The sequence below is a fragment of the uncultured Aureimonas sp. genome, from assembly GCF_913775355.1.
Taxonomy (GTDB): Bacteria; Pseudomonadota; Alphaproteobacteria; order Rhizobiales; family Rhizobiaceae; genus Aureimonas.
In genome coordinates this window covers 1-20,070 of sequence record NZ_CAJYIU010000252.1, presented here as the reverse complement: position 1 = coordinate 20,070, position 20,070 = coordinate 1, and the positions used below count along the sequence as shown (strand labels likewise).

Sequence of the window (20,070 nt, the reverse complement as noted above, 5' to 3'; positions counted from 1 at the left end):
TCCCCGGATCGTCGCCTTTCCGCTGGTGCGCGAGGTGCAGTCGCTTCTGGCCGAGCAGGGCTACTACAAGGCGGAGGTGGACGGGCGCGCCGGTCAGGCGACCGACACCGCGATCCGCGCCTTCCAGACCGAGCGGGGCCTGCGCGTCGACGGCATGGCGACGCCGCTGCTCCTGACGCAGATCCGCGCGGCCGGGCATGTCGAGGAGATCGACCCGACGCAGGTCGCGAGCCTTGAGGCCGCCGGCACCGCCTCCGACGTCTCGGTGGGCGGCGGCAGCGACCTCGTGCGCCAGATCCAGGCCGGCCTTGCCGATGCGAAGGTGGCCGACCTGAAGCCGGACGGCATCCTCGGCGAGCGGACCAAGGCGGCCATCCGCACGTTCCAGGCCCTCGAAAGCCTCGACGTAACCGGCGAGCCGTCGCAGGAGGTGCTGGACCGTCTGCGCTCCCTGTCGGCTGCGAACTGACACGCACCATGCGACTGACCAGCGAGATGTTCGCGGCGTACCTCGTGCGCCGCGTCTTTGCCGACGGCGGGTTTGCCGCCGTCATGCGGCGGGGCGCGGATGCGGCGGGCGCGGTGTTCGTGGTGTTGCGGGGCCGCGACGGCGCGATCCGCCTCTTCGGGCCGGCGCCTCAGTCCATGGCCGACGAGAAGGGCGACCGCCGTTTCGTGGCGGAGGCCGTGACGGACGAGGCGGCGCTCGACGCGCGCTTCGCGCGCGAAGCCCGCTTCGACCCGGATTTCTGGGTGGTGGAGATCGAGACCGAACGGCCCGATCGCTACATGATGATCGTGGCCGCCGACTGAAGTCTCAGCCCTGCGCCTCGCGCGGGGTGGGACGCTCGCTGCGACGCCCGAACTCGCGGCGGCCCGGCTCGAACGAGCGGATGCCCTCGCCGGCGGCGCGCGCGGCAGGCTGGAGGCGCGCGGCGTTCACCATCGAACGGCAGTCCTCGACCTTCAGGGTGCGGTAGAAGAGCGCCAACCGGTCGAAGGCGAGGACCTCGAGCCCGACCGCGGGCTTCAGCATCATCATGATGCTCATCGCGTCGGCCGACGGGGTCTTCAGCGCCTTGAGGGCGACGGCAAGGCGCTCGCCGGTCGGGTCGGCGGCGATCTCGAGGACGGTGCGGCCGTCGATCGGCAGCGCCTGCGAGAGCCGATCGTAGAACGCGGCTTCCTGCCGCTCCATCGCGAGCAGCAGCAGCGCCTCCGTATCGACGGGCTGTGCCTGCGGCGCGGTCCGGCCGGTGAGCGCCAGACGACGCAGCGCCTCGCGCACGCCATCGACGGACGGGCCTTGGCGGCGCTTGGCGGGGGCAGGCTCGAGGAGCGGCGTTTCGGCGAGGAATTCGGGCGCGAGCGCCGGACTGTCCGGCTGCGCAGCGGCCGCCTCCGCAACGGCAGGCTCCGCCGCTGCCATCTCGGCTGCGGCCGGGGCCGGCATGGCGGGGGCGGGGGCAGGGCCCTCGGCGCGCCGGTTGCGGTTGTCGAGAAGGCGGGTGACGCGCTCGTCCTCGATGGCTCGCAGATGCGCGATGTCGCGCTCCTCGAGCACCGGGCTCGAAATCAGGAAGGGTGCGGAGACTTCGATCGGCTCGGCGACGAGAAGATCGACCAGCGAACGCGGCACACGGGCCGAGTGCGACAGGGCGGCCGCGGCGTTGCGCCGCGTCTCGGACCCGATGCGCCCCCAGAGCGGCACCACGAGACGCGCCATGTCGTCGGCCTGGCGCTGCGTTGGATGACGCAGCGCGCCGTAGGCCGTGATGGCGGCGGTGACGACCGTGTCGAACTGCTGCTGGGCCGGTTGGCGTTCGAGGGATCGGAAGATCCGCGGTGCGGCGTCCTTCATGGGGCTCCAGGCGAATGTGCGGGTGGTGTCCGGCCGTTCGACAGGATTAGACGCAATCCCTTAGCAACCTGTTAACCCTGCGAACCCTGCCCCCGCCTGACTTGGCCGCGTGACGCACCCGCAAGGCACGGGCGCACAACCGGCGGTCAGCGCCGGACAAGGCGAGTGCGCGACAGTTCCGGTGGGAAAACGACGGGCGCCCCTCGTGTGGCGTTTGAAAAGGAACCGGTCGCCTCGTCGATGCTTTCCCGCGACCGAAACGCGGATTCGGGAAGGAGGCGAGGAATGAACAACGTGCACCGGCTCGTCGTCCCCAAGCGGGACGACACCCGCAGGACGCCGAGCGCAGCGCTGGCCCGGACGGGCGAAGTGCTGATCCTGCCCTGCATTCGCTACGAGCGCATCGAGCTGCGCGACGCGCCGTCAGCAAGACGCGCGGCAGCACCGACCAGCCACGACCAACTCTGGCAGGACCTCACGGCCTGAACCGACCGGATGACGTGCGCCTGTCGCAAGGCGTCGCTGGCAGGCGGCTCTTGGCGATCGGCTATTCGGCGGGGCGACCGGCTTCCTCGGCCGTGGCCGGCCGGCAGACGATGGACCGGGCGAAGCGGTCGACGAAGGGGCGCTCGCTCTCCGAATCGACCAGCGAGCGGATGGTCATGTAGCCTTCCTCGGTCGGTAGTTCGACGGAGACCGTCTGGTCCGGCAGTTCGGTGCCCTCGACGCGGGCGAGATCGAGCTGCTCGCGCGTGCCGATCAGGAGATCGAGCGCGCCTTCGAGCGCCACGCGCTCGCTGATGCTGAAGAGATTGTCGCCGTTGCGGGCGTAGACCGACGCGGTCCAGAAGCCGGTCCGCTCCTCGGCCGTCACGCGCACGGGCCCGTCCTCGAGCGAGAAGCGGCAGGCGACGTCGATGAAGGCCGGATCGATGAAGGCGAAGGCGGCGGCCGCCGGCCGGTCACCTGCGGCCGCCGGTGGCTCGCCGACCCGCACCACGGAGAAGAGGTCCCCGAACCGAGCGAGGCGTGCCCAGGCGTCGTTCTCGGCCTGCATCGGGATCGAAAAGATGATGGCGATGTGGATGATCGCCGCGCCGACGAGGCCGACGAGGACGGCGAGAAGAAGCTTACCCATCGACGAGGCAGCCCGTGCGCACGATGAAGGGCATGGCGATGGGCGCGGCTCCGATGTCGGTCGAGATCGGGGTGTCGTAGAAGGTGAGGGCAAGGACGTAGCCGCCGTTGCCCTCGACCGCCAGCCAGTTGCCCGGCTGCGCGCGCGGGCCGACCGAGACCAGCGCCCGGTTGTCGTCGGAGCGCATCCAGTTCAGCGACACGAGATGCGACGGGCGGCCCTCGGTGACGGGGATCGGCAGGCCGGCGAAGTCGAAGGCCGAGAGCGTCGCGATGCGGGCGGGCGGATAGGCGCCCTCCAGCCGGTAGTCGCATTCGCGGCGGAGTTCGCGCCCCTGCGTGTCGATGCGGGCCTGGAAGGCCACCCCTTCGCCGAGACCCAACGTCAAGTCGCCGGAGCGGGCGAGGCGGGCCTTGGAATAGGGGTCGGCCGTCGGCGAGCCGGCGGTGCGGTTGGCGTGCCAGGGGCCGACGATCTGAATGGCCGCACCCTCGTAGCTTTCGAGCATGCGCGCCGCGGACCATGTGCCGAGGCCTAGCGCGACGCCGATGGCGAGGAGGGTGAGGACGAGAAATCGCATGGGCGGTGTATGACCCCGATCCGGCCGGCGCGCCAGAGGCGTTCCGTCAGCGGCTGACGCTGGGTTCGAGGCCGTCGGCGCGCGTCGACGCGAACTTCTCCGGCGTCGTCGGCTGCAGCGTCGAAAGCAGGAGCTCGAGGTCGGAGAGGACGCGCCGGGTGTTGGTGTTGATCAGCGCCGGACGGGCGATCTGCGGTGCGTCCTCGCCCTCGGGCTTGGGCACGTCGATCGAGCCGGGGGCGGGGATCGGGTCGTCGATATAGGGGATGGGGCGCAGCTCGATGCCTTGGTGCGCCGCCTCCATGAAGCGCTGCCAGGTCATGGCGGGAAGGCCGCCGCCGGTCAGCTTGTTGGTCGGCTTGTAGCTGTCGTTGCCGAACCAGACGGCGGCGGTGAAGTTGCCGGTGAAGCCGACGAACCAGGCGTCGCGATAGCTCTGCGTGGTGCCGGTCTTGCCGCCCGCGCGCGTCATCGACAGGCGGGCGCGGCGGGCCGTGCCGACTTCGGGGATGCGCACGAACATCTGGTTCATGCTCTTGGTCGCCTGCTCCGACAGGACGCGGCGGCGCGGCGGCATGTCCCGCTCGGCATCCCAGAGGACGTGACCCTCGGCATCGGTGATCTGCTGTACGGCGTGGCGGTTCGACGTCAGGCCGCCGGCCGGGAAGACGGAATAGCCGGTCGCCTGATCGAGGATCGTCACCTCGTTGGTGCCGAGTGCGATGGTCTTGTCGCCGCGCAGCGGGGTCTCGACACCCATGTTGCGCGCGAGCTCGGCCACCTTGCCGGGGCCGGCGCCCTTTTCCTGGCTGAGCTTGACCGCGACCGTGTTGAGCGAGCGGGCCATCGCGTCCTGGATCTGGAGGCGGCCGGCGTATTTCAGGCCGTAGTTCTGCGGCGACCAGTTGCCGACGCTGACCGGGCCGTCGACGATCATGTCGGTCGGCTTGTGGCCGTTCTCCATGGCGAGCGCGTAGACATAGGCCTTGAACGAGGAGCCCGGCTGGCGAAGCGCGCGGGTGGCGCGGTTGAACTGCGACAGGCCGTAGTCCCGGCCGCCGACCATGGCGACGACGCCGCCGTCGTCGGCGATCACCGCCATCGCGCCTTCCTCGACGCCGAAGGTCTTGCCGTACTGGCGAAGGTGGAAGTCGACGGATTCGTCGGCCAGCTGCTGCAGGCCCATGTCGATCGTGGTGCGGGCGACGAAGGTGCGCTGGGGCAGGTCGGCGGCGATGCGCTGGATCTCGTCGAAGGCGAAGTCGAGGAAGTAGTCCGGCGACTTGATGACGGATCGGTCGACCGCCGTCGCCGGATGGCGCCGGGCGGCGACGACCTGACCCTCGGTCATGAAGCCGGAATCGACCATGGCGCTGAGGACGACGTTGGCGCGGGCGCGGGCGGCCGGCAGGTTGTTGTGGGGCGCGTACTGGGTCGGGGCCTTGAACAGGCCCGCGAGCATGGCGGCCTCGGCGAGGTTCACGTCACGGATGTTCTTGCCGAAGTAGAACTCGGCCGCCGCCGCAGCGCCGTTGGCGCCGCCGCCCATGTAGGCGCGGTCGAGATACATGCCAAGAATCTCGCGCTTGGTGAGATTGGCTTCGAGCCAGAGCGCGAGGAAGGCCTCGTTGATCTTGCGCTCCAGCGAGCGCTCGTTGGAGAGGAAGACGTTCTTGGCGAGCTGCTGGGTGAGCGTCGAGCCGCCCTGGACGACGCCGCCGGCCCGCGCGTTCTGGCCGAGCGCGCGGCCGAGACCGATGAAATCGATGCCCCAGTGCTCGAAGAAGCGGCGGTCCTCGGTGGCGAGCACCGCCTTGACGAAGTGGTCGGGCAGCTCATCGATGGGAACGGCGTCGGCCTTGAGGATGCCGCGGCGGCCGATCTCGTTGCCGTGCCGGTCGAGGAAGAGGACGGAATAGTCGGCCTGCTGGGGAAGGCCCGCGACGGTCTTCTTCATGGCCGGCTGGGCGAGGACGAGGAGGACGATGAAGCCGGCGAGGCCGATCGTCAGCGTCTCGCAGCAAAGCTCGACGACGACGCGGTTGAAGCCGCGCACGCGAAAGCGGCGTGAGGCGATGGTGATGCTTTCCCAAGCGCCGGAAAAGCCATGGAAAAGCCGCCAGAGCGTGGTATCCAGCCAAGCATCGACTTCCATCAGTCGGGATGGAGCGCGCCGCCCCTTCGGCTTGGACGAAAACAGTTTCGGCACGGTCAGCCCATCCCCCGGCGCGCCGCTTCGACGCGTCGAACCATCTTACAAGAACCTGTCGGCGAGACAATCAGCCGTCGGCATCGTCGGCCTGGAAAGGCCATCCAATGCAGACGTATATGGGCGGTTCCGAGGCGCGGCCCACAGGTTTCATGGATCGCAGAGCAAGATGAACGAAACCCCCTTCTGGGCGCGCAAATCGCTCGACGAAATGACGGCGGAGGAGTGGGAGCAGCTGTGCGACGGCTGCGGCCGGTGCTGCCTCAACAAGCTGGAGGACTGGGACACCGGCGAGATCATCTGGACCAACGTCGCCTGCCACATGCTGGACGGGGCGAGCTGCCGCTGTGCCGACTACGAGAACCGGCATGCCAGCGTGCCGGACTGCGTGACGCTCGACCCCGATCTCGTCCGCTCGATCGTCTGGCTGCCGCCGTCCTGCGGCTACCGGCTGATCGCGGAAGGCCGGCCGCTCTATTGGTGGCACCACCTCGTGTCGGGCGACCCGGACACGGTGCACCAGGCGGGCGTCTCGGTGCGGGGGCGCACGGTGAGCGAGGAGGGGATGGAGCCGGAGGACTACGAGGATCATCTCGCCGCGTGGCCGGGCAACGATCCCGGCGAGGGAGATCAATCCGAAATAGGAAAATCGTCAGAAATAGGAAAATAGTCATTGACTGCGTGACGGTGCCGATGTAGGGTTCAGGCATAGTCGAATTGGTGCGCTTCGAAGGCGGTCGCTTCCCGGCAGGGGACGGCCGCCTTCTGCGTTTCCTGCAAGGGGGGTGGCATGGGGAAGCCGGACGAGACGCTGCTGTCGGAGCGACTGTTCGCAGCGCTGACCGCCGAGGTCTCGGCGCTGGAGAAACGGCCGCGGCGCGTGCCGGAGACTCCGGGCGAGCCGCTGCCGAAGAAGACCACGGCGGAGCGCGCGGGCGAGGCCAAGGCGCGCGTCGAGGCGATCTCGCAGCTGACGCGCACCCTGGAGAAGCTTCTGGAACTGCGTCAGCTCGAAGCCCTGTCGCGCGAGACGGGACGGCGGGAGGACACGGCGGAAGCCGACACGCTGCGCGCCGAGATGCTGAAGCGGCTGAAGGCGATCGACGCGCGGCGCGGCGGCGCGGCCGGCCTGTTCGAGGCGCTGGCACCGGCAGGTGAGGCGGCGGCCTGATGGCGGCGGCGTTCTGGCGGGATGTCGAGCGCGAACTGGCGGGGCAGCCGGCGCACGTCCTGCGCGGGGCGATGCCGCCCTGGGCCGCCTGCGCGCGGCCGGCGCAGCTGCCGCCGCCGGGCGACTGGCGGCAATGGCTGCTGGTCGGCGGTCGCGGGTCGGGCAAGACGCGGGCGACAGCCGAGTGGGTGCGGGCGATGGCGCTCGGCGAGGCGCCGATCGGCCCCCACGTCCACGGGCGCATCGCGCTGGTGGCCGAGACGCTGGGGGATGCCCGGGAGGTGATGGTGGAGGGAGAAAGCGGGCTCCGCGCGCTCGACTACGAGACGCGCCCCGTCTTCGAGGCCTCGCGCCGGCGGCTGGTGTTCGCGAACGGGGCGGTGGCGCAGGTGTTTTCGTCGGAGGACCCCGATGCGCTACGCGGCTACCAGTTCGATGCCGCCTGGGGCGACGAGCTGGCCAAGTGGACCTATGGCGAGGACTGTTTCGACAACCTGCAACTGGCGCTGCGGCTGGGGGCGAACCCCCGAATGGTGCTGACGACGACGCCGCGCGCGGTGCCGATCCTGAAGCGGCTGATGAGCGAGGCGGGCACGGCGGTGACGCGGATGCGGACCGCCGAGAACGCCGGCAATCTCGCCGACGGTTTCGTCGCGGCGATGGACGCGCGCTACGGCGGCTCGCGGCTGGCGCGCCAGGAACTCGACGGCGAGATGATCGAGGCGCGAGAGGACGCCCTGTTCGACCGCTCGGGCATCGATCGGCTGCGGGTGCGGGCGGCACCGAGCCTCAACCGGATCGTCGTGGCGGTGGACCCGCCGGCCTCGTCCGGGCGGGCCTCGGACGCCTGCGGGATCGTGGCGGCGGGGCTCGCCGGTGACGGGACGATCTATGTTCTCGCCGATCGGAGCCGATGCGGGCTGAAGCCGCCGGAATGGGCGGGCGCGGCGGTCAGCCTCTATCGCGAGCTGGAAGCCGACCGGATCGTCGCCGAGGTGAACCAGGGCGGCGAGATGGTGGAGGCTGTGCTGCGGGCGGTGGCGCCCGACGTGCCGGTGTCGAGCGTGCGGGCGACGCGGGGCAAGTGGGTGCGGGCCGAGCCCGTGGCCGCACTCTACGAGCAAGGGCGCGTGCGCCACGCGGGGGGCTTCGCCGAACTTGAGGACGAACTCTGCGATTTCGGCACGGACGGCCTGTCGAACGGCCGCTCGCCGGACCGGCTGGACGCGATGGTCTGGGCGGTGACGGCGCTCAGCCAACCGCGCAGCGAGCCGCGCATTCGACGGCTGTGACGCCAGCCGCTTAACGCATTCCGTTCAACGGAGACATGAGATGGGTTTGACGACGAGGCTGAAGGCTTTGGCGGGGCTGGCGCCTGCCTCGGCGGGCGCGCCGGAGGTGCGGTCGGGGCCCGGCGGCGGGGCGCTGGTGTTTGCGGGCGCAGCGGACGAGGCGGACTGGACGGAGCGGTCCTATGGATCGCTGGCGCGCGCCGGGTTCATGCGCAATCCGCTGGTCTATCGCTGCGTGCGGCTGATCGCCGAGACCACGGCGGCGGTGCCGTTCATACTCTACGAGGGGCGGCGCGAGGTGGAAGCGCATCCGCTGCTCGATCTCCTGCGCCAGCCGAACGGACTGCAGGACGGGGCGGCCCTGATCGAGACGCTGGTCGGGCATCTTCTCCTTTCGGGCGCCGCGCATGTCGAGGCGAGCGTTCTCGACGATCGGCCCCGGCAGCTTCATGCGCTGCGGCCGGACCAGATCCGGACGGTATCGTCGGCGGACGGCTGGCCTGAGGCGGTGGAGCAGCGGGTCGGCAGGCGCGTCCGGCGCATCGCGCTGGAAGGCGACGGCGAGCGGCCGGCACGGGTGCTGGCGATCCGGCTGTTCCACCCGTTGAGCGAGGCCGACGGGTTCGCGCCGGTCGGGGCGGCGCAGACGGCGCTCGACCTTCACAACGCGGCGACGCGCTGGAACAAGGCGCTGCTCGACAACTCGGCCCGGCCGTCCGGCGCGCTGGTCTACCAGCCCGGCGACGGCGGCAACCTGACGGGCGACCAGTTCGAGCGGCTGAAGACGGAGCTGGAAAGCGGCTATGCCGGCGCTGCGCGCGCCGGGCGGCCGATGCTCTTGGAAGGCGGGCTCGACTGGAAGGCGATGGCGCTGAGCCCGCGCGACATGGATTTCATGGAGGCGCGCAACGGCGCGGCACGGGACGTGGCGATCGCCTTCGGCGTGCCGCCCATGCTGCTCGGCATTCCGGGCGACGCGACCTACGCCAACTATGCCGAGGCCAACCGGGCGCTCCTGCGCCTCACCGTGCTGCCGTTGGTGGCGCGGCTGTCCGGCGCGCTCGGCAACTGGCTCGGGGCCTTCTACGAGGGCGGGCGGGACCTGCGGCTCGGCTTCGACGCCGACCGGATCGAGGGGCTTTCGGTGGAGCGCGAGGCGCTGTGGTCGCGGGTCGGCGCGGCGGGCTTCCTCGACGAGGACGAGAAGCGCGAAGCGGTGGGCTATGGGCCGCGCGGGCGGCGCGCGGCGGGGTAACGGGGGACTTTCATGGATACGATGACGGGGGACGTTGCGTCCCCGCTGGCGCTGTTCGGCGCCAAGCTGGCGGGCGCGGTGGGCGGGTCGGTGATCTCGATCGCCTACCTCCTGCCGAACGGCCGGCGCGAGGCGATGGCGCGGTTCCTGACCGGGGCCGTGACGGGCGTCGTCTTCGGCGGGCCGGCGGGAATTGCGCTCGGCGACCATCTGGCGCTCGGCGGCCGGGTCGGGGCGGCCGAGCTCCTGCTGATCGGCTCGGCGGCGGTGAGCCTGTCGGCCTGGTGGGCACTTGGCGCACTGCAGCGGTTTGCCGAAGGGCTCTGGGTCCGGCCGGCGCGAAAGGGGCAGTCATGACGCGGGTGCCTTCGATCAAGCGCACGATGCCGCTCGCGGCGGCGGCCGACGACGACGAGCCGGGGCTGATCCGCGGCTATGCGAGCCTCTTCGAGCGGACGGACCGGGCGGGCGACCGCATCCGGCGCGGGGCTTTCGCGCGTTCGCTGGAGGAGCGCACGGCGGCCGGGGTCCGCATGCTCTGGCAGCACGATCCGGGCGAGCCGATCGGGCGCTGGACGGTCTTACGCGAGGACGCGCGCGGGCTCTACGCCGAAGGACGGCTGGAACTCGGCAGCCGGCGCGGGCGCGAGGCTTTGGCGCTTCTGCGGGGCGGAGCGATCGACGGGCTGTCGATCGGCTTCCGCACCCGTCGCGCCCAGCCGCTGCGGGATGCGGCGCGCCGGCTGCTCACCGATATCGACCTCTGGGAGATCTCGCTCGTGACCTTTCCCATGCAGGACGCGGCGCGGGTGCGCGAGGTGCGCGGCTTCGCCTTCGACTGGGCGGGGCGCCTTCGCGATGCGGCGCGACGGATCGCGCGGCCGGGGCTTATCGCCGGCGCCTGACGCCACGCCACCCTTCCACCACTTCCTCGAACCCCGTGTCCGGTCTGCCGGCGCGGGGTTCGCCTTTTCCAGCCTGAGGAGACGACATGCAGACCTTCAACCAGGGCGCGCCCGAGACCAAGGCCAACGGCGGGCGCGAGGGCGCCGAGGCGCTGACCGAGCTGATGACGGCCTTCGACGCCTTCCGCGAGGCCAACGACGAACGAATGTCGCAGATCGAGAAGCGCATGAGCGCCGACGTCCTTTCGGGCGACAAGGTCGAGCGCATCGCGAAGGCGATGGACGAGCAGGAGAAGCGGCTGGAGCGGCTGGTGCTGAAGGGCATGCGCCCGCCGGCCGGTGGCAACACGGAGACCGCAGGCGGCGAGCCGAGCGAGCATCGCTCCGCATTCGAGGCCTATGTACGGGGCGGCGACGAGACGCGCCTGCGCCGCCTGGAGGAGAAGGCGATGTCGGGCCTCGTCGGCGCCGACGGCGGCTTCCTCGTGCCGGCCGAGACCGAGACCGAGATCGGGCGGCGGCTGGCGGCGGTCTCGCCGATCCGCGGCATCGCCAGCGTGCGTACGGTCTCCTCGGCGGTGCTGCGCAAGCCCTTCGCCGTGAACGGCGCGCAGACCGGCTGGGTCGGCCAGGCCGACGCGCGGCCGCAGACCAACGCGCCGCAGCTCGCCGAGCTGAGCTTCCCGACCATGGAACTCTACGCCATGCCGGCGGCCACCAACGCGCTGCTGGACGATGCGGCCGTCAACATCGACGCCTGGATCGGCGAGGAGGTGGAACAGGCCTTCGCGGCGCAGGAGGGCACGGCCTTCGTGACGGGCGACGGCGTGTCGAAGCCGAAGGGCTTCATGACCTACCCGACGGTGGCCGAGTCGGCGTTTGCCTGGGGCAGCGTCGGCACCGTCTCGACCGGGGCGAACGGCGGCTTCCTGGCCGGCGCGGCGGGCGATGCGCTGATCGACCTGATCTACGCGCTGAAGGCGGGCTACCGGCAGAACGCGAGCTTCGTGATGAACCGCCGCACGCAGAGCGCGGTGCGCAAGCTGAAGGACGGCGACGGCAACTACCTTTGGGCGCCGCCGACGGCGGTGGGGGCGCGGGCGACGCTGATGGGCTTCCCCGTGGTGGAGGCCGAGGCGATGCCGGACATCGGCGCGGGGACCAAGGCGATCGCCTTCGGCGACTTCGGGCGGTTCTACCTCGTGGTCGATCGCCAGGGCGTGCGCGTGCTGCGCGATCCCTACAGCGCCAAGCCGTATGTCCTCTTCTACACGACCAAGCGCGTCGGCGGCGGCATCCAGGACTTCGACGCGGCCAAGCTCCTGAACTTCGCGGCCTGATCGCGGCGGCGGGCCGGGCCCTCAGGGCCCGGCCTACCTTCTTTCGGAATGCCAAGGGGGTTGGCGATGATCTGGATCGAGAACGGGGCGCCCGTCGTGGAGCCGGTGACGCTGGCCGAGGCGAAGGCGCATATCCGCGTCGACCGCGACGACGAGAATGCTGCGATCGAGGCGTTCGTGCGTGCCGCGCGCGAGACGATCGAGGCGCGGACGGGGCTGGTGCTCGCGCCGCGCGCGATGCGGCTGTGCCTCGATCGGGCGCCGTGGCCGGACCTCGCCCTGTCGAAGGGGCCGGCTCGCGAGGTGACGGCGGCGCGGATCTTCGACGAGGCGGGCGAGCCGCAAGAGGTCCATGCCGCGTCGGTGCGGATCGTGCGGGGGGGAAGCGCGCTTCGGCTGCCGCCGGCCCTGACCGGCGCGGCGGGCCGTGACGTCGAGATCGAGCTGGAGATGGGTGTCGCGACTGTCCCCGACATGCTGCGGCTCGCCATGCTTCATCTCGTCTCGGTCTCCTACGAGATGCGGGGCGCGGCACCGCCCGCCATGCAGCCCGCCCACCTGCCGCCGCTGGTGTGCGGGCTTCTCGCGCCCTATCGCCGGGTCGGTCTGTGATGGCGCCGCAATTTATCGACGCGGGGCTGTTTCGCCACCGCGCGACGATCGAGCGCAACGAGATCGTGCCGGACGCGATGGGCGGCGGGCAGGATCGCTGGGTCGAGGTCGGCGAGACGTCGGTGCGACTGGAGCCGCTGACCGTCGAGAGCGACGAGCGGCAGGGGCAGCGGATCGGCACGGCGACGCATCGGGTGACGCTGCGGGCGCGGCCCGGTCTCGACCGGGGCATGGCCTTTCGCGTCGGGCCGCGGCGCTTCGTGATCCGCACCCTCCACGACCCAGACGAGACGGGGCGCTACCTCGTGTGCCGCTGCGAGGCGGATGCGTGATCGCGCGGGTGGAGACGAGGTTGGTGCGGACCGGGCTGATAGCCCGCATGCGCGCGGCGGTTCGGCGGGTGGCGGCGCGGCAGGCGGTGGAGCGCCTGGAGCGCGAGGAGCGGGCGACGGCAATCCCTGACGAAAAGTTAACGAGCGAGAGGCGCGTGGATGGGTTATCACGCCATGTGTAATACGGTATTGGTCACGTGATACCGGGAGCGAAGAGGACTGAATGCCATGGCGCATCCCAGCGCTGAACTCCAGACGACCATCGTTTCGACCCTGACGCAGGACCCCGCGCTTCTGGCGCGGCTCGGCGGCCCGAAGGTCTTCGACCGCGTGCCCGAGCGGGCTGCGTTTCCCTACCTGACCCTCGGCCGCACGGCGGTCGTGGACTGGTCCACCGGGACCGAGGACGGCGCGGAGCACATCCTGACGCTGCACGTCTGGGCCAAGGGCGGATCGAAGCAGGAGACCTACGAGATCATGGACGTGGTCTCGAACAAGCTGCACGACCAGGCGCTGCCGCTGGCCGGCCATCGGCTGGTGAACCTGCAGCTCCAGTTCGCCGAGGCGCGGCAGGAGCCCGACAGCCCCGCCTATCACGGCATCCTGCGCTTTCGCGCGGTGACGGAGCCGCTGGCTTAGGCAAGCCAGACATTCACACGACGAGCATCGCGAAGGGCGGTCCGCAAGGGCCGCCCTTCTTCGTTTCGGCATTCGAAAAAGGACTGGACGACATGGGCGCACAGAAGGGCAAGGACCTCCTCCTGAAGGCGGACTCGCAAGGGATCGGCACGTTCGAGACGCTGGCGGGACTGCGCTCGCGTCGCCTCTCGTTCAACGCCGAGACGGTCGACGTGACCGACGCCGAGAGTGCAGGGCGCTGGCGCGAGCTGCTCGGCGGAGCGGGCGTCCAGCGGGCCTCGCTGTCGGGGTCGGGCATCTTCAAGGATACGGCGTCGGACGCGTCGCTGCGCCGACTGTTCTTCGAGGGGCGTGTGGCCGCGTTTCAGGCGGTGATCCCGGACTTCGGCACGGTGACGGGGCCGTTCCAGGTGACGGCGCTGGAATACGGCGGCGAGCACAACGGCGAGGTCTCGTTCGAGGTGTCGCTGGAGTCGGCCGGCGCGCTCCAGTTCGCGGCGCTCTGAGATGGCGGTGAACCGACGCCGCGGCGAGGTGGAGGCCGTGCTGGACGGGCGGGCGCACCGGCTCTGCCTGACGCTCGGCGCGCTCGCCGAACTCGAAGACGCCTTCGCGCTCGACGACATCGCGAGCCTTGCGGAACGCTTCGGCAGCGGACGCCTGTCGGCGCGCGACCTGACGCGCATCATCGGCGCAGGCCTGCGCGGGGGCGGGACGGCCATCGCCGACGAGGAGGTCGCGGCCATGTCGGTCGAGGGCGGGGCGGCGGGGGCGGCACGGATCGCCGCCGATCTTCTGGCGGCCGCCTTTGGCGGGCCGGAGGAGGCGGCCGCCCGCCCTTGAGCGCCGCCGCGCCGCCCACGACGGCCGGCGCGGCGGCCTTTCCCTGGGACGAACTCTTCGCGGCGGCGGTGTGCCTCCTGCACCTCGCGCCGGACGCGGTGTGGCGGGCGAGCCCGCGCGAGCTGGCGCTGGCGCTGCGCCCCTTCGCCGCCATGACCGAGCCGCCGAGCCGCTCGGCGCTCGACGACCTGATGCAACGCTTTCCCGACACGAGGTGAGACATGGCGGACGAGGTGGATGCCCTGCGCATTTCGGTCGAGGCCGATACCGGCGGCTTCGAACGGGCGCTCAACGATCTTTCGACCCGTGCCAACGCCTTCGGCGCGGCGCTGACCTCGGCCTTCCGGGGCGCGGCCGGCGGCGGGCGTTCGCTGGACGGGGTGCTGCGCCAGTTGGGCGGGCGGATCTCGACCATCGCGCTCGATGCCGCCCTGAAGCCGCTGACGCAGCTGGCGGGCGGGCTTCTCGGGCAGATGCTCTCCGGGGTCGGCGGCGCTGGGCTCGCCCGGGCGGGCGGGGCGGCGACGGGCGGTATCGTGCCCTTCGCCAATGGCGGTGTCGTGCGGGCCCCGACCTTCTTTCCCAGCGGCGGGCGGATCGGGCTGATGGGCGAAGCGGGGGCGGAGGCGATCCTGCCGCTGCGGCGCGGGCCGGACGGGGCGCTCGGCGTCGCGGCGCCGGGAGCCGCCGGCGCGCGGGGCGGGCCGTCGATCGTCTTCAACGTGACGACGCCGGACGCGCCGAGCTTCAAGCGGGCGGAGGTGCAGATCCAGGCGATGATCGCGCGCGCGGCGATGCGCGGGCAGAGGGGGCTTTGACGATGATTGCGTCCTTCAGCGAGGAGCGGTTTCCGCTGCGCGTCGCCTTCGGCACCGCGGGGGGGCCGGAGCGGCGGACCGACATCGTGCGCCTGTCGAACGGGTACGAGAACCGCAACCAGCGCACGCGCCACTCTTGGCGGCGCTACGACGCCGGTTCGGGCGTGCGCAGCGTCGAGGATCTCGTCGCGGTACTGCACTTCTTCGAGGCGCGGCGCGGGCGGCTGAACGGGTTCCGCTTTCGCGACCCGTTCGATTACGCCTCGGCGCCGGGCGGCGTGGCGATCACCGCGTTCGACCAAAGGATCGGGATCGGTGACGGCGAGACGCGGGCTTTCCAGTTGGTGAAGAGCTACGGCTCGGGCGACGACGCGTATGTTCGGCCGATCGGCAAGCCGGTGCCGGGCAGCGTTCGCGTCGGGCTCGGGGGTGCGGTCACGGATGCGGGCGTGGCGGTCGATGCCGTGTCGGGCAGGGTGAGCTTCACCGAGCCGCCCGCGGCCGGCGCGTCGGTGACCGCCGGGTTCGAGTTCGACGTTCCCGTGCGCTTCGACATGGATCACCTGTCGATCAACGTCGCCGCGTTCGAGGCGGGCGACATTCCGTCGATTCCGCTCGTGGAGGTCCGGCCATGACCGGACTTTCTGAGGCGTTTCGGGCGCGTCTCGCGCAGCCGGCGACGACGCTCGCCCATGCCTGGCGCGTGAGGCGCCTGGACGGACGGGTCATGGGCTTCACCGATCACGATGAGGACCTCGCCTTCGCCGGTACGCTGTTTTCGGCGCATACCGGCTGGACGGCGGGCGAGGCGGAGACGGCGCTCGGGCTTGGCCCGGGCACGCAGGGGATCGAAGCCGCGCTGTCGGCGGACGCGATCCGCGAGGACGAGATCGCGGCGGGTCTCTTCGACGGCGCGAGCGTGGAGATTTTCCGAGTCGACTGGCAGCGGCCGGAAGATCACCTGTTGGTCGACGTCGCCGACTTTGGCGAAATCGTGCGCACCGATGTCGGGTTGACGGTGGAGCTTCGCGGGATCGCCGCGCGGCTCGAGCGCCAGCACGGACGATACTATCGACGCCGCTGCGATGCGGCGCTCGGCGACGAGCGCTGCCGGGTGGACTTGAGCGGGTGGACGAGGCGCGGGCGGATCGCAGCCGTGGAAGCCGGCCGGGTGATGCTCGAAGACCTCGGCACGTTCGACCTCGCTCCCTATCGGCACAGCCGATTGCGGGTGGGAACGGTGCCGGCGCGGAGCGTTCGGGCATTGCGGTTCGGCGATGATGGCCTCGTCGTCGTGGACCTCGCGGAGGGCGTGCCGCCCGCGTGGCGACCGGGCGACGAGGCGGACCTCGTGGCCGGCTGCGACCGGAGCTTCACGACCTGCCGGGAGCGGTTCGGCAACGGGCTGAACTTCCGGGGCTTCCCGCATATCCCCGGTGCGGACGCGGCGCTGACGGTGGCGAAAAGCGATGCGTTGCACGACGGATCGGCGGTGGTGCCGTGAGCGCACGGGAGCGGGCACTGGCTGTGGCGCGGACTTTCCTGGGGACGCCCTACCGGCATCAGGGGCACCGGTGCGGGGTCGGGTGCGACTGCCTCGGTCTCGTGCGCGGGGTCTGGCGCGAGCTCTATGGGCGGGAGCCGGAGGCGCCGGGCCCGTATTCGCCGGACTGGGCGGAGACAAGTGGCGGCGATCCGCTGATAGAGGCGGCGCGCCGGCATTTCGCAAGCGTCGCGCCCGGCGACGGGCGGCCGGGCGATCTCGTGCTGTTTCGCTGGCGCGACACGGGGCCCGCCCGGCACTGCGGCATCCTGGACGAGCCGGACGAGAGCGGCCCGCGTCTCATCCATGCCTACGAGGGGGCGAGCGTCCTGTCCTCGCCGCTGACACCCGGCTGGGCGGGCCGCATCGCCGCCACCTTCCGCTTTCCCGACGAGGTCTGAGTCATGGCGACCATTCTACTGCAGGCGGCCGGCGGCGCGCTTGGCGGCCTCGTCGGCGGCACGTTCGGGGCGGTCGCGGGCCGGGCGATCGGAGCGCTCGGCGGCTATGCGCTCGACAACCGGCTGCTGGCGCGGGGAGCGCGGCGCGAGAGCGGACGGCTGCGCGCGAGCCGGGTGATGGAGGCCGACGAGGGCGGCGGCGTCGCGCGGGTCTACGGCACGGCGCGGGTCGCGGGGCAGGTGATCTGGACGACGCGGTTCGAGGAGGCGACCCGCACCGACCGGCAGGGCGGGAAGGGTGGCGGCAGCCGGGGAGCCACCGAGACGACGGTCTACAGCTATTTCGGCAACGTGGCGGTGGCGCTTTGCGAGGGGCCGATCGCCTGCGTGCGGCGCATTTGGGCGGACGGGGAGGAACTCGATCTCGCGGCGGTGACTTGGCGGCTCCACCACGGGACCGAGACGCAGGCGCCCGACCCGCTGATCGAGGCGCGGCAGGGCACGGGACGAGCGCCGGCCTATCGCGGCATGGCCTACCTTGTCTTCGAGCGGCTGCCGCTGGAGCGATGGGGCAACCGCATTCCGCAGATTTCCTGCGAGGTGGTGCGGCCGGTCGGCGCGCTCGAAGAGCGTATCCGAGCGATCACCATCATCCCCGGAGCGACGGAGCACGGGCTCGACCCGGTGGTCGTGCGCGAGCGTATCGGCGAGGGACACGACCGGCTGGTCAACCGTAACGTCCTGCACGGCGGGAGCGACTTTGGCGCGTCGCTCGATGAACTGACCGCCCTTTGCCCCGCGCTGGAGCGCGCAGCCCTCGTGGTCGCCTGGTTCGCCGACGACCTGCGTGCCGGGTCGGCGAGTTGCCGACCCGGCGTCGAGACGGCCGAGCGCGACGAGACAGAGCGCTGGAGCGCGGGCGGGGTGGGGCGCGAGAGCGCGCGGGTCGTCAGCCGCGTCGACGGCGGCCCGGCCTATGGCGGCACACCCTCGGACGCGGGTGTGCGCCGCGCGATCGCGGCGCTTCGCGGGAAAGGGTTGAAGGTCACGCTCTATCCTTTTCTTCTGATGGACGTTCCACCCGGCAACGGGTTGCCCGATCCCTACGGCGGGCCCGAGCAGGCGGCCTTTCCGTGGCGCGGGCGGATGACGCTGGACCTTGCGGAAACGCTGAGCGGTTCGAGCGACGGAACGGCGGTGGCGCGGGCGGAGATCGCGCGCTTCGTCGGTCGCGCGCGCGGCTCGGACTTCACGCTCGACGGCGACGGCATCCGCCATGCGGGGCCGGCGGAATGGTCGTATCGGCGGATGATCCTGCATCAAGCCTGCCTTGCCCGTTCGGCAGGCGGGGTGGACGCGTTCGTGATCGGCTCGGAAATGCGGGGGCTGACGCGGCTGCGCGACGAGGCGGGGCGCTTCCCCTTCGTGGAGGCGCTGATCGACCTGGCCCGCGACGTGAAGGCTATCCTGCCGGAGGCGCTCGTCACCTATGCGGCCGACTGGAGCGAGTATTTCGGCTACCAGGCGGGCGGCGGCGACGTGTTCTACAATCTCGACCCGCTCTGGGCCGAGCCCGCGATCGGGGCGGTCGGCATCGACAACTACCTGCCGCTGTCGGACGAACGGGACGAAGGCGAGACGGTGTCGCGCGACGGGACGGCGTCTCCCTACGACCTCGACGGGCTCATCGCCGGGATCGCGGGCGGCGAGTATGCCGACTGGTTCTACCCGGACGACGCGGCGCGTCGCCGGGGAGATCGCGCGGCGATCACCGATGGGCTGGGCAAGCCCTGGGTCTTCCGGGCGAAGGACCTCCTGTCCTGGTGGCGGCTGCCGCACGTCGAGCGTCGCGGCGGTGTGGAGGCGATGGCGCCGACGACCTGGGTGCCGATGTCGAAGCCGATCTGGTTCACCGAACTCGGCTGCCCCGCGATCGACAAGGGTGCCGGCCAGCCGAACGTCTTCGTCGATCCGAAGTCAGCCGAGAGCGCGCTGCCGCATTTTTCGACCGGCGCGCGCGACGACCTGATCCAGCGACGCTTCATCGAGGCGCACCAACGGCACTGGGACGAGACGGCGGACGGGTTCATCGCGGCCCGCAATCCCGTCTCGCCGCTCTACGGCGGTCGGATGGTGGCGGCGGACGCCATCCATCTGTGGACGTGGGACGCCCGGCCCTATCCGGCGTTTCCCGAGCGCGCGTCGCTCTGGCGCGATGGCGGCAACTGGCAGCGGGGCCACTGGCTGAACGGACGGCTCGGCCGTGCGCCGATGGACGGGCTGATTGCGACGCTGCTGCGCGACCACGGCTTCCATGCGTTCGACGTGTCGGAGGTCGACGGGATGGTCGGCGGCTTCGTCGTGTCGGGACTCGGTTCGGCTCGCGGAGAACTGGAAGAGCTGTTGCGGCTGACCGGCATCGAGGCGATCGCCCGGGGCGGTGTCCTCAGCTTCCGCTCGGTCGGTCGGCGGGGCGTGTCGCCGGAGCCGATCGTGACGGTCGATCCGCCGGACGAAGCGGCGATCGAGGTGCGCCGCTTCGGCGACGGCGAGACACCGGGTGAGATCGTGGTCGGCTTCGGGGATGGCGAGCGGTCGTATCGCCCGGCGGCGTCGGAAGCGATGTTGCCGGGACGCTCAAAACCGGGGCAGGCGACGGTGGAACTGCCGATCTCGCTGACGGAGGACGAGGCGCGCCGGCTGGCCGAGGGGCTTCTAGAGCGCGAGGCGGGAGACCGGGAGGTCGCGCGCTTCGCGCTGTCGCCGGCCGCGATCGAGGTCGGGCCCGGCGACCGGATCATGATCGAGGGGCGGCCAGAAACCTGGCAGGTGACGCGGATCGAGGATGGGATGACGCGGCGCGTCGAAGCGCGGCTCGTGCGCCGGGGCGTATCGGAGCGCAGCGGCGAGCCACCCGCGCTGGTGCCGGAGACAGCGGGGCCGGTCTTCGCCTCGCGGCCTGCGGTCTCGCTCCTCGACCTTCCGAAGCTCGACGCCGGGCTCGGCGGCGCGATGATCGCCGTCTCGGCAAGGCCATGGATGCCCTACGTCGTGATGGCGTCGCCGGGGGCGGGCGGACATCGCGCGGCTCTGACGGTCGCGAGCGCCGCGACGGCGGGGCGGCTGGCCGC

Annotated in this window: 25 protein-coding genes; 21 read left to right on the top strand and 4 right to left on the bottom strand. The window is 71.3% G+C overall.

The features are described 5' to 3' along the window. Nucleotides 1–469: peptidoglycan-binding protein (locus QZ753_RS15275; RefSeq protein ID WP_294644795.1), on the top strand; the 469-nt coding region annotated here is incomplete at its 5' end. 8 nt (nt 470–477) lie between these two features. After that, complete coding sequence (locus QZ753_RS15270) at nt 478–813, top strand: DUF1491 family protein (protein WP_294644793.1); 336 nt, start codon at nt 478–480, stop codon at nt 811–813. Between the two features lie 4 nt (nt 814–817). On the opposite strand, the gene QZ753_RS15265 is transcribed toward QZ753_RS15270, so the two are convergent. Continuing rightward, nucleotides 818–1,861 (bottom strand): hypothetical protein, encoded by a 1,044-nt coding sequence (locus QZ753_RS15265; RefSeq protein WP_294644792.1) that lies wholly within the window; start codon nt 1,859–1,861, stop codon nt 818–820. Nucleotides 1,862–2,146: 285 nt separating this feature from the next. Between QZ753_RS15265 and QZ753_RS15260 the strand changes: the two genes are divergently transcribed. Next, nucleotides 2,147–2,347, top strand: a complete 201-nt coding sequence (locus tag QZ753_RS15260) for a hypothetical protein (RefSeq protein WP_294644791.1) — start codon at nt 2,147–2,149, stop codon at nt 2,345–2,347. Between the two features lie 61 nt (nt 2,348–2,408). Here QZ753_RS15260 and QZ753_RS15255 read toward each other — a convergent pair whose 3' ends face one another. The 3 genes from QZ753_RS15255 to QZ753_RS15245 are packed head-to-tail and all read right to left on the bottom strand — an operon-like array spanning nt 2,409 to nt 5,734. Further along, on the bottom strand, nt 2,409–2,999 hold the full coding sequence (locus QZ753_RS15255) for a DUF1254 domain-containing protein (protein ID WP_294644790.1): 591 nt from the start codon (nt 2,997–2,999) through the stop codon (nt 2,409–2,411). After that, on the bottom strand, nt 2,992–3,579 hold the full coding sequence (locus tag QZ753_RS15250) for a DUF1214 domain-containing protein (RefSeq protein WP_294644789.1): 588 nt from the start codon (nt 3,577–3,579) through the stop codon (nt 2,992–2,994). The genes QZ753_RS15255 and QZ753_RS15250 overlap by 8 nt, the downstream gene beginning before the upstream one ends. Before the next feature lie 46 nt (nt 3,580–3,625). Next, complete coding sequence (locus QZ753_RS15245) at nt 3,626–5,734, bottom strand: transglycosylase domain-containing protein (RefSeq protein ID WP_294644787.1); 2,109 nt, start codon at nt 5,732–5,734, stop codon at nt 3,626–3,628. Between the two features lie 223 nt (nt 5,735–5,957). Between QZ753_RS15245 and QZ753_RS15240 the strand changes: the two genes are divergently transcribed. From QZ753_RS15240 to QZ753_RS15155, 18 genes are all read left to right on the top strand, one after another. Next, complete coding sequence (locus QZ753_RS15240; RefSeq protein WP_294644786.1) at nt 5,958–6,458, top strand: YcgN family cysteine cluster protein; 501 nt, start codon at nt 5,958–5,960, stop codon at nt 6,456–6,458. A 120-nt stretch (nt 6,459–6,578) separates the two neighbouring features. After that, on the top strand, nt 6,579–6,959 hold the full coding sequence (locus QZ753_RS15235) for a hypothetical protein (protein ID WP_294644785.1): 381 nt from the start codon (nt 6,579–6,581) through the stop codon (nt 6,957–6,959). A 71-nt stretch (nt 6,960–7,030) separates the two neighbouring features. Then, a complete protein-coding gene (locus QZ753_RS15230) occupies nt 7,031–8,251 on the top strand; it encodes a terminase family protein (RefSeq protein WP_294644800.1) in 1,221 nt (406 codons plus the stop codon). Between the two features lie 106 nt (nt 8,252–8,357). Then, nucleotides 8,358–9,506: a phage portal protein gene (locus QZ753_RS15225; protein ID WP_294644798.1), complete on the top strand. Its 1,149-nt coding sequence runs from the start codon at nt 8,358–8,360 to the stop codon at nt 9,504–9,506. Between the two features lie 12 nt (nt 9,507–9,518). Beyond that, nucleotides 9,519–9,863: a DUF6107 family protein gene (locus tag QZ753_RS15220; protein ID WP_294644784.1), complete on the top strand. Its 345-nt coding sequence runs from the start codon at nt 9,519–9,521 to the stop codon at nt 9,861–9,863. A 26-nt stretch (nt 9,864–9,889) separates the two neighbouring features. Continuing rightward, entirely contained in the window at nt 9,890–10,411 is a 522-nt protein-coding gene (locus QZ753_RS15215) for an HK97 family phage prohead protease (RefSeq protein WP_294644796.1), read from the top strand. 86 nt (nt 10,412–10,497) lie between these two features. After that, complete coding sequence (locus QZ753_RS15210; protein ID WP_294644783.1) at nt 10,498–11,751, top strand: phage major capsid protein; 1,254 nt, start codon at nt 10,498–10,500, stop codon at nt 11,749–11,751. A gap of 66 nt (nt 11,752–11,817) precedes the next feature. Continuing rightward, nucleotides 11,818–12,363: a phage head-tail connector protein gene (locus QZ753_RS15205; protein ID WP_294644782.1), complete on the top strand. Its 546-nt coding sequence runs from the start codon at nt 11,818–11,820 to the stop codon at nt 12,361–12,363. Further along, a complete protein-coding gene (locus QZ753_RS15200) occupies nt 12,363–12,695 on the top strand; it encodes a phage head closure protein (RefSeq protein WP_294644781.1) in 333 nt (110 codons plus the stop codon). The genes QZ753_RS15205 and QZ753_RS15200 overlap by 1 nt, the downstream gene beginning before the upstream one ends. Before the next feature lie 228 nt (nt 12,696–12,923). Next, on the top strand, nt 12,924–13,334 hold the full coding sequence (locus QZ753_RS15195) for a DUF3168 domain-containing protein (RefSeq protein ID WP_294644779.1): 411 nt from the start codon (nt 12,924–12,926) through the stop codon (nt 13,332–13,334). A 92-nt stretch (nt 13,335–13,426) separates the two neighbouring features. Then, the gene (locus QZ753_RS15190) at nt 13,427–13,840 is read left to right on the top strand and encodes a phage major tail protein, TP901-1 family (protein WP_294644777.1); all 414 of its coding nucleotides are present in this window, start codon (nt 13,427–13,429) and stop codon (nt 13,838–13,840) included. Between the two features lies 1 nt (nt 13,841). After that, nucleotides 13,842–14,177 (top strand): gene transfer agent family protein, encoded by a 336-nt coding sequence (locus QZ753_RS15185; RefSeq protein ID WP_294644775.1) that lies wholly within the window; start codon nt 13,842–13,844, stop codon nt 14,175–14,177. Then, complete coding sequence (locus tag QZ753_RS15180; protein WP_294644773.1) at nt 14,174–14,395, top strand: phage tail assembly chaperone; 222 nt, start codon at nt 14,174–14,176, stop codon at nt 14,393–14,395. The genes QZ753_RS15185 and QZ753_RS15180 overlap by 4 nt, the downstream gene beginning before the upstream one ends. 3 nt (nt 14,396–14,398) lie before the next feature. Continuing rightward, entirely contained in the window at nt 14,399–14,995 is a 597-nt protein-coding gene (locus tag QZ753_RS15175) for a phage tail tape measure protein (RefSeq protein ID WP_294644771.1), read from the top strand. Between the two features lie 2 nt (nt 14,996–14,997). Beyond that, the gene (locus QZ753_RS15170) at nt 14,998–15,630 is read left to right on the top strand and encodes a DUF2460 domain-containing protein (RefSeq protein ID WP_294644769.1); all 633 of its coding nucleotides are present in this window, start codon (nt 14,998–15,000) and stop codon (nt 15,628–15,630) included. After that, a complete protein-coding gene (locus QZ753_RS15165; protein WP_294644767.1) occupies nt 15,627–16,499 on the top strand; it encodes a DUF2163 domain-containing protein in 873 nt (290 codons plus the stop codon). Before QZ753_RS15170 ends, QZ753_RS15165 begins: the two co-directional genes overlap by 4 nt. Next, the gene (locus QZ753_RS15160; RefSeq protein ID WP_294644766.1) at nt 16,496–16,939 is read left to right on the top strand and encodes an NlpC/P60 family protein; all 444 of its coding nucleotides are present in this window, start codon (nt 16,496–16,498) and stop codon (nt 16,937–16,939) included. The genes QZ753_RS15165 and QZ753_RS15160 overlap by 4 nt, the downstream gene beginning before the upstream one ends. Before the next feature lie 3 nt (nt 16,940–16,942). Continuing rightward, on the top strand, nt 16,943–20,070 hold a 3,128-nt coding region (locus QZ753_RS15155), incomplete at its 3' end, for a glycoside hydrolase/phage tail family protein (protein ID WP_294644765.1).

Coding starts and splice junctions, on each gene's coding strand:
- QZ753_RS15235 (WP_294644785.1), top strand. CDS start 6,579: ATGGGGAAGCCGGACGAGACGCTGCTGTCGGAGCGACTGTTCGCAGCG.
- QZ753_RS15170 (WP_294644769.1), top strand. CDS start 14,998: ATGATTGCGTCCTTCAGCGAGGAGCGGTTTCCGCTGCGCGTCGCCTTC.
- QZ753_RS15240 (WP_294644786.1), top strand. CDS start 5,958: ATGAACGAAACCCCCTTCTGGGCGCGCAAATCGCTCGACGAAATGACG.
- QZ753_RS15200 (WP_294644781.1), top strand. CDS start 12,363: ATGGCGCCGCAATTTATCGACGCGGGGCTGTTTCGCCACCGCGCGACG.
- QZ753_RS15185 (WP_294644775.1), top strand. CDS start 13,842: ATGGCGGTGAACCGACGCCGCGGCGAGGTGGAGGCCGTGCTGGACGGG.
- QZ753_RS15260 (WP_294644791.1), top strand. CDS start 2,147: ATGAACAACGTGCACCGGCTCGTCGTCCCCAAGCGGGACGACACCCGC.
- QZ753_RS15210 (WP_294644783.1), top strand. CDS start 10,498: ATGCAGACCTTCAACCAGGGCGCGCCCGAGACCAAGGCCAACGGCGGG.
- QZ753_RS15270 (WP_294644793.1), top strand. CDS start 478: ATGCGACTGACCAGCGAGATGTTCGCGGCGTACCTCGTGCGCCGCGTC.
- QZ753_RS15215 (WP_294644796.1), top strand. CDS start 9,890: ATGCCGCTCGCGGCGGCGGCCGACGACGACGAGCCGGGGCTGATCCGC.
- QZ753_RS15255 (WP_294644790.1), bottom strand. CDS start 2,999: ATGGGTAAGCTTCTTCTCGCCGTCCTCGTCGGCCTCGTCGGCGCGGCG.
- QZ753_RS15190 (WP_294644777.1), top strand. CDS start 13,427: ATGGGCGCACAGAAGGGCAAGGACCTCCTCCTGAAGGCGGACTCGCAA.
- QZ753_RS15195 (WP_294644779.1), top strand. CDS start 12,924: ATGGCGCATCCCAGCGCTGAACTCCAGACGACCATCGTTTCGACCCTG.
- QZ753_RS15175 (WP_294644771.1), top strand. CDS start 14,399: ATGGCGGACGAGGTGGATGCCCTGCGCATTTCGGTCGAGGCCGATACC.
- QZ753_RS15205 (WP_294644782.1), top strand. CDS start 11,818: ATGATCTGGATCGAGAACGGGGCGCCCGTCGTGGAGCCGGTGACGCTG.
- QZ753_RS15220 (WP_294644784.1), top strand. CDS start 9,519: ATGGATACGATGACGGGGGACGTTGCGTCCCCGCTGGCGCTGTTCGGC.
- QZ753_RS15265 (WP_294644792.1), bottom strand. CDS start 1,861: ATGAAGGACGCCGCACCGCGGATCTTCCGATCCCTCGAACGCCAACCG.
- QZ753_RS15250 (WP_294644789.1), bottom strand. CDS start 3,579: ATGCGATTTCTCGTCCTCACCCTCCTCGCCATCGGCGTCGCGCTAGGC.
- QZ753_RS15230 (WP_294644800.1), top strand. CDS start 7,031: ATGCCGCCCTGGGCCGCCTGCGCGCGGCCGGCGCAGCTGCCGCCGCCG.
- QZ753_RS15245 (WP_294644787.1), bottom strand. CDS start 5,734: ATGGAAGTCGATGCTTGGCTGGATACCACGCTCTGGCGGCTTTTCCAT.
- QZ753_RS15165 (WP_294644767.1), top strand. CDS start 15,627: ATGACCGGACTTTCTGAGGCGTTTCGGGCGCGTCTCGCGCAGCCGGCG.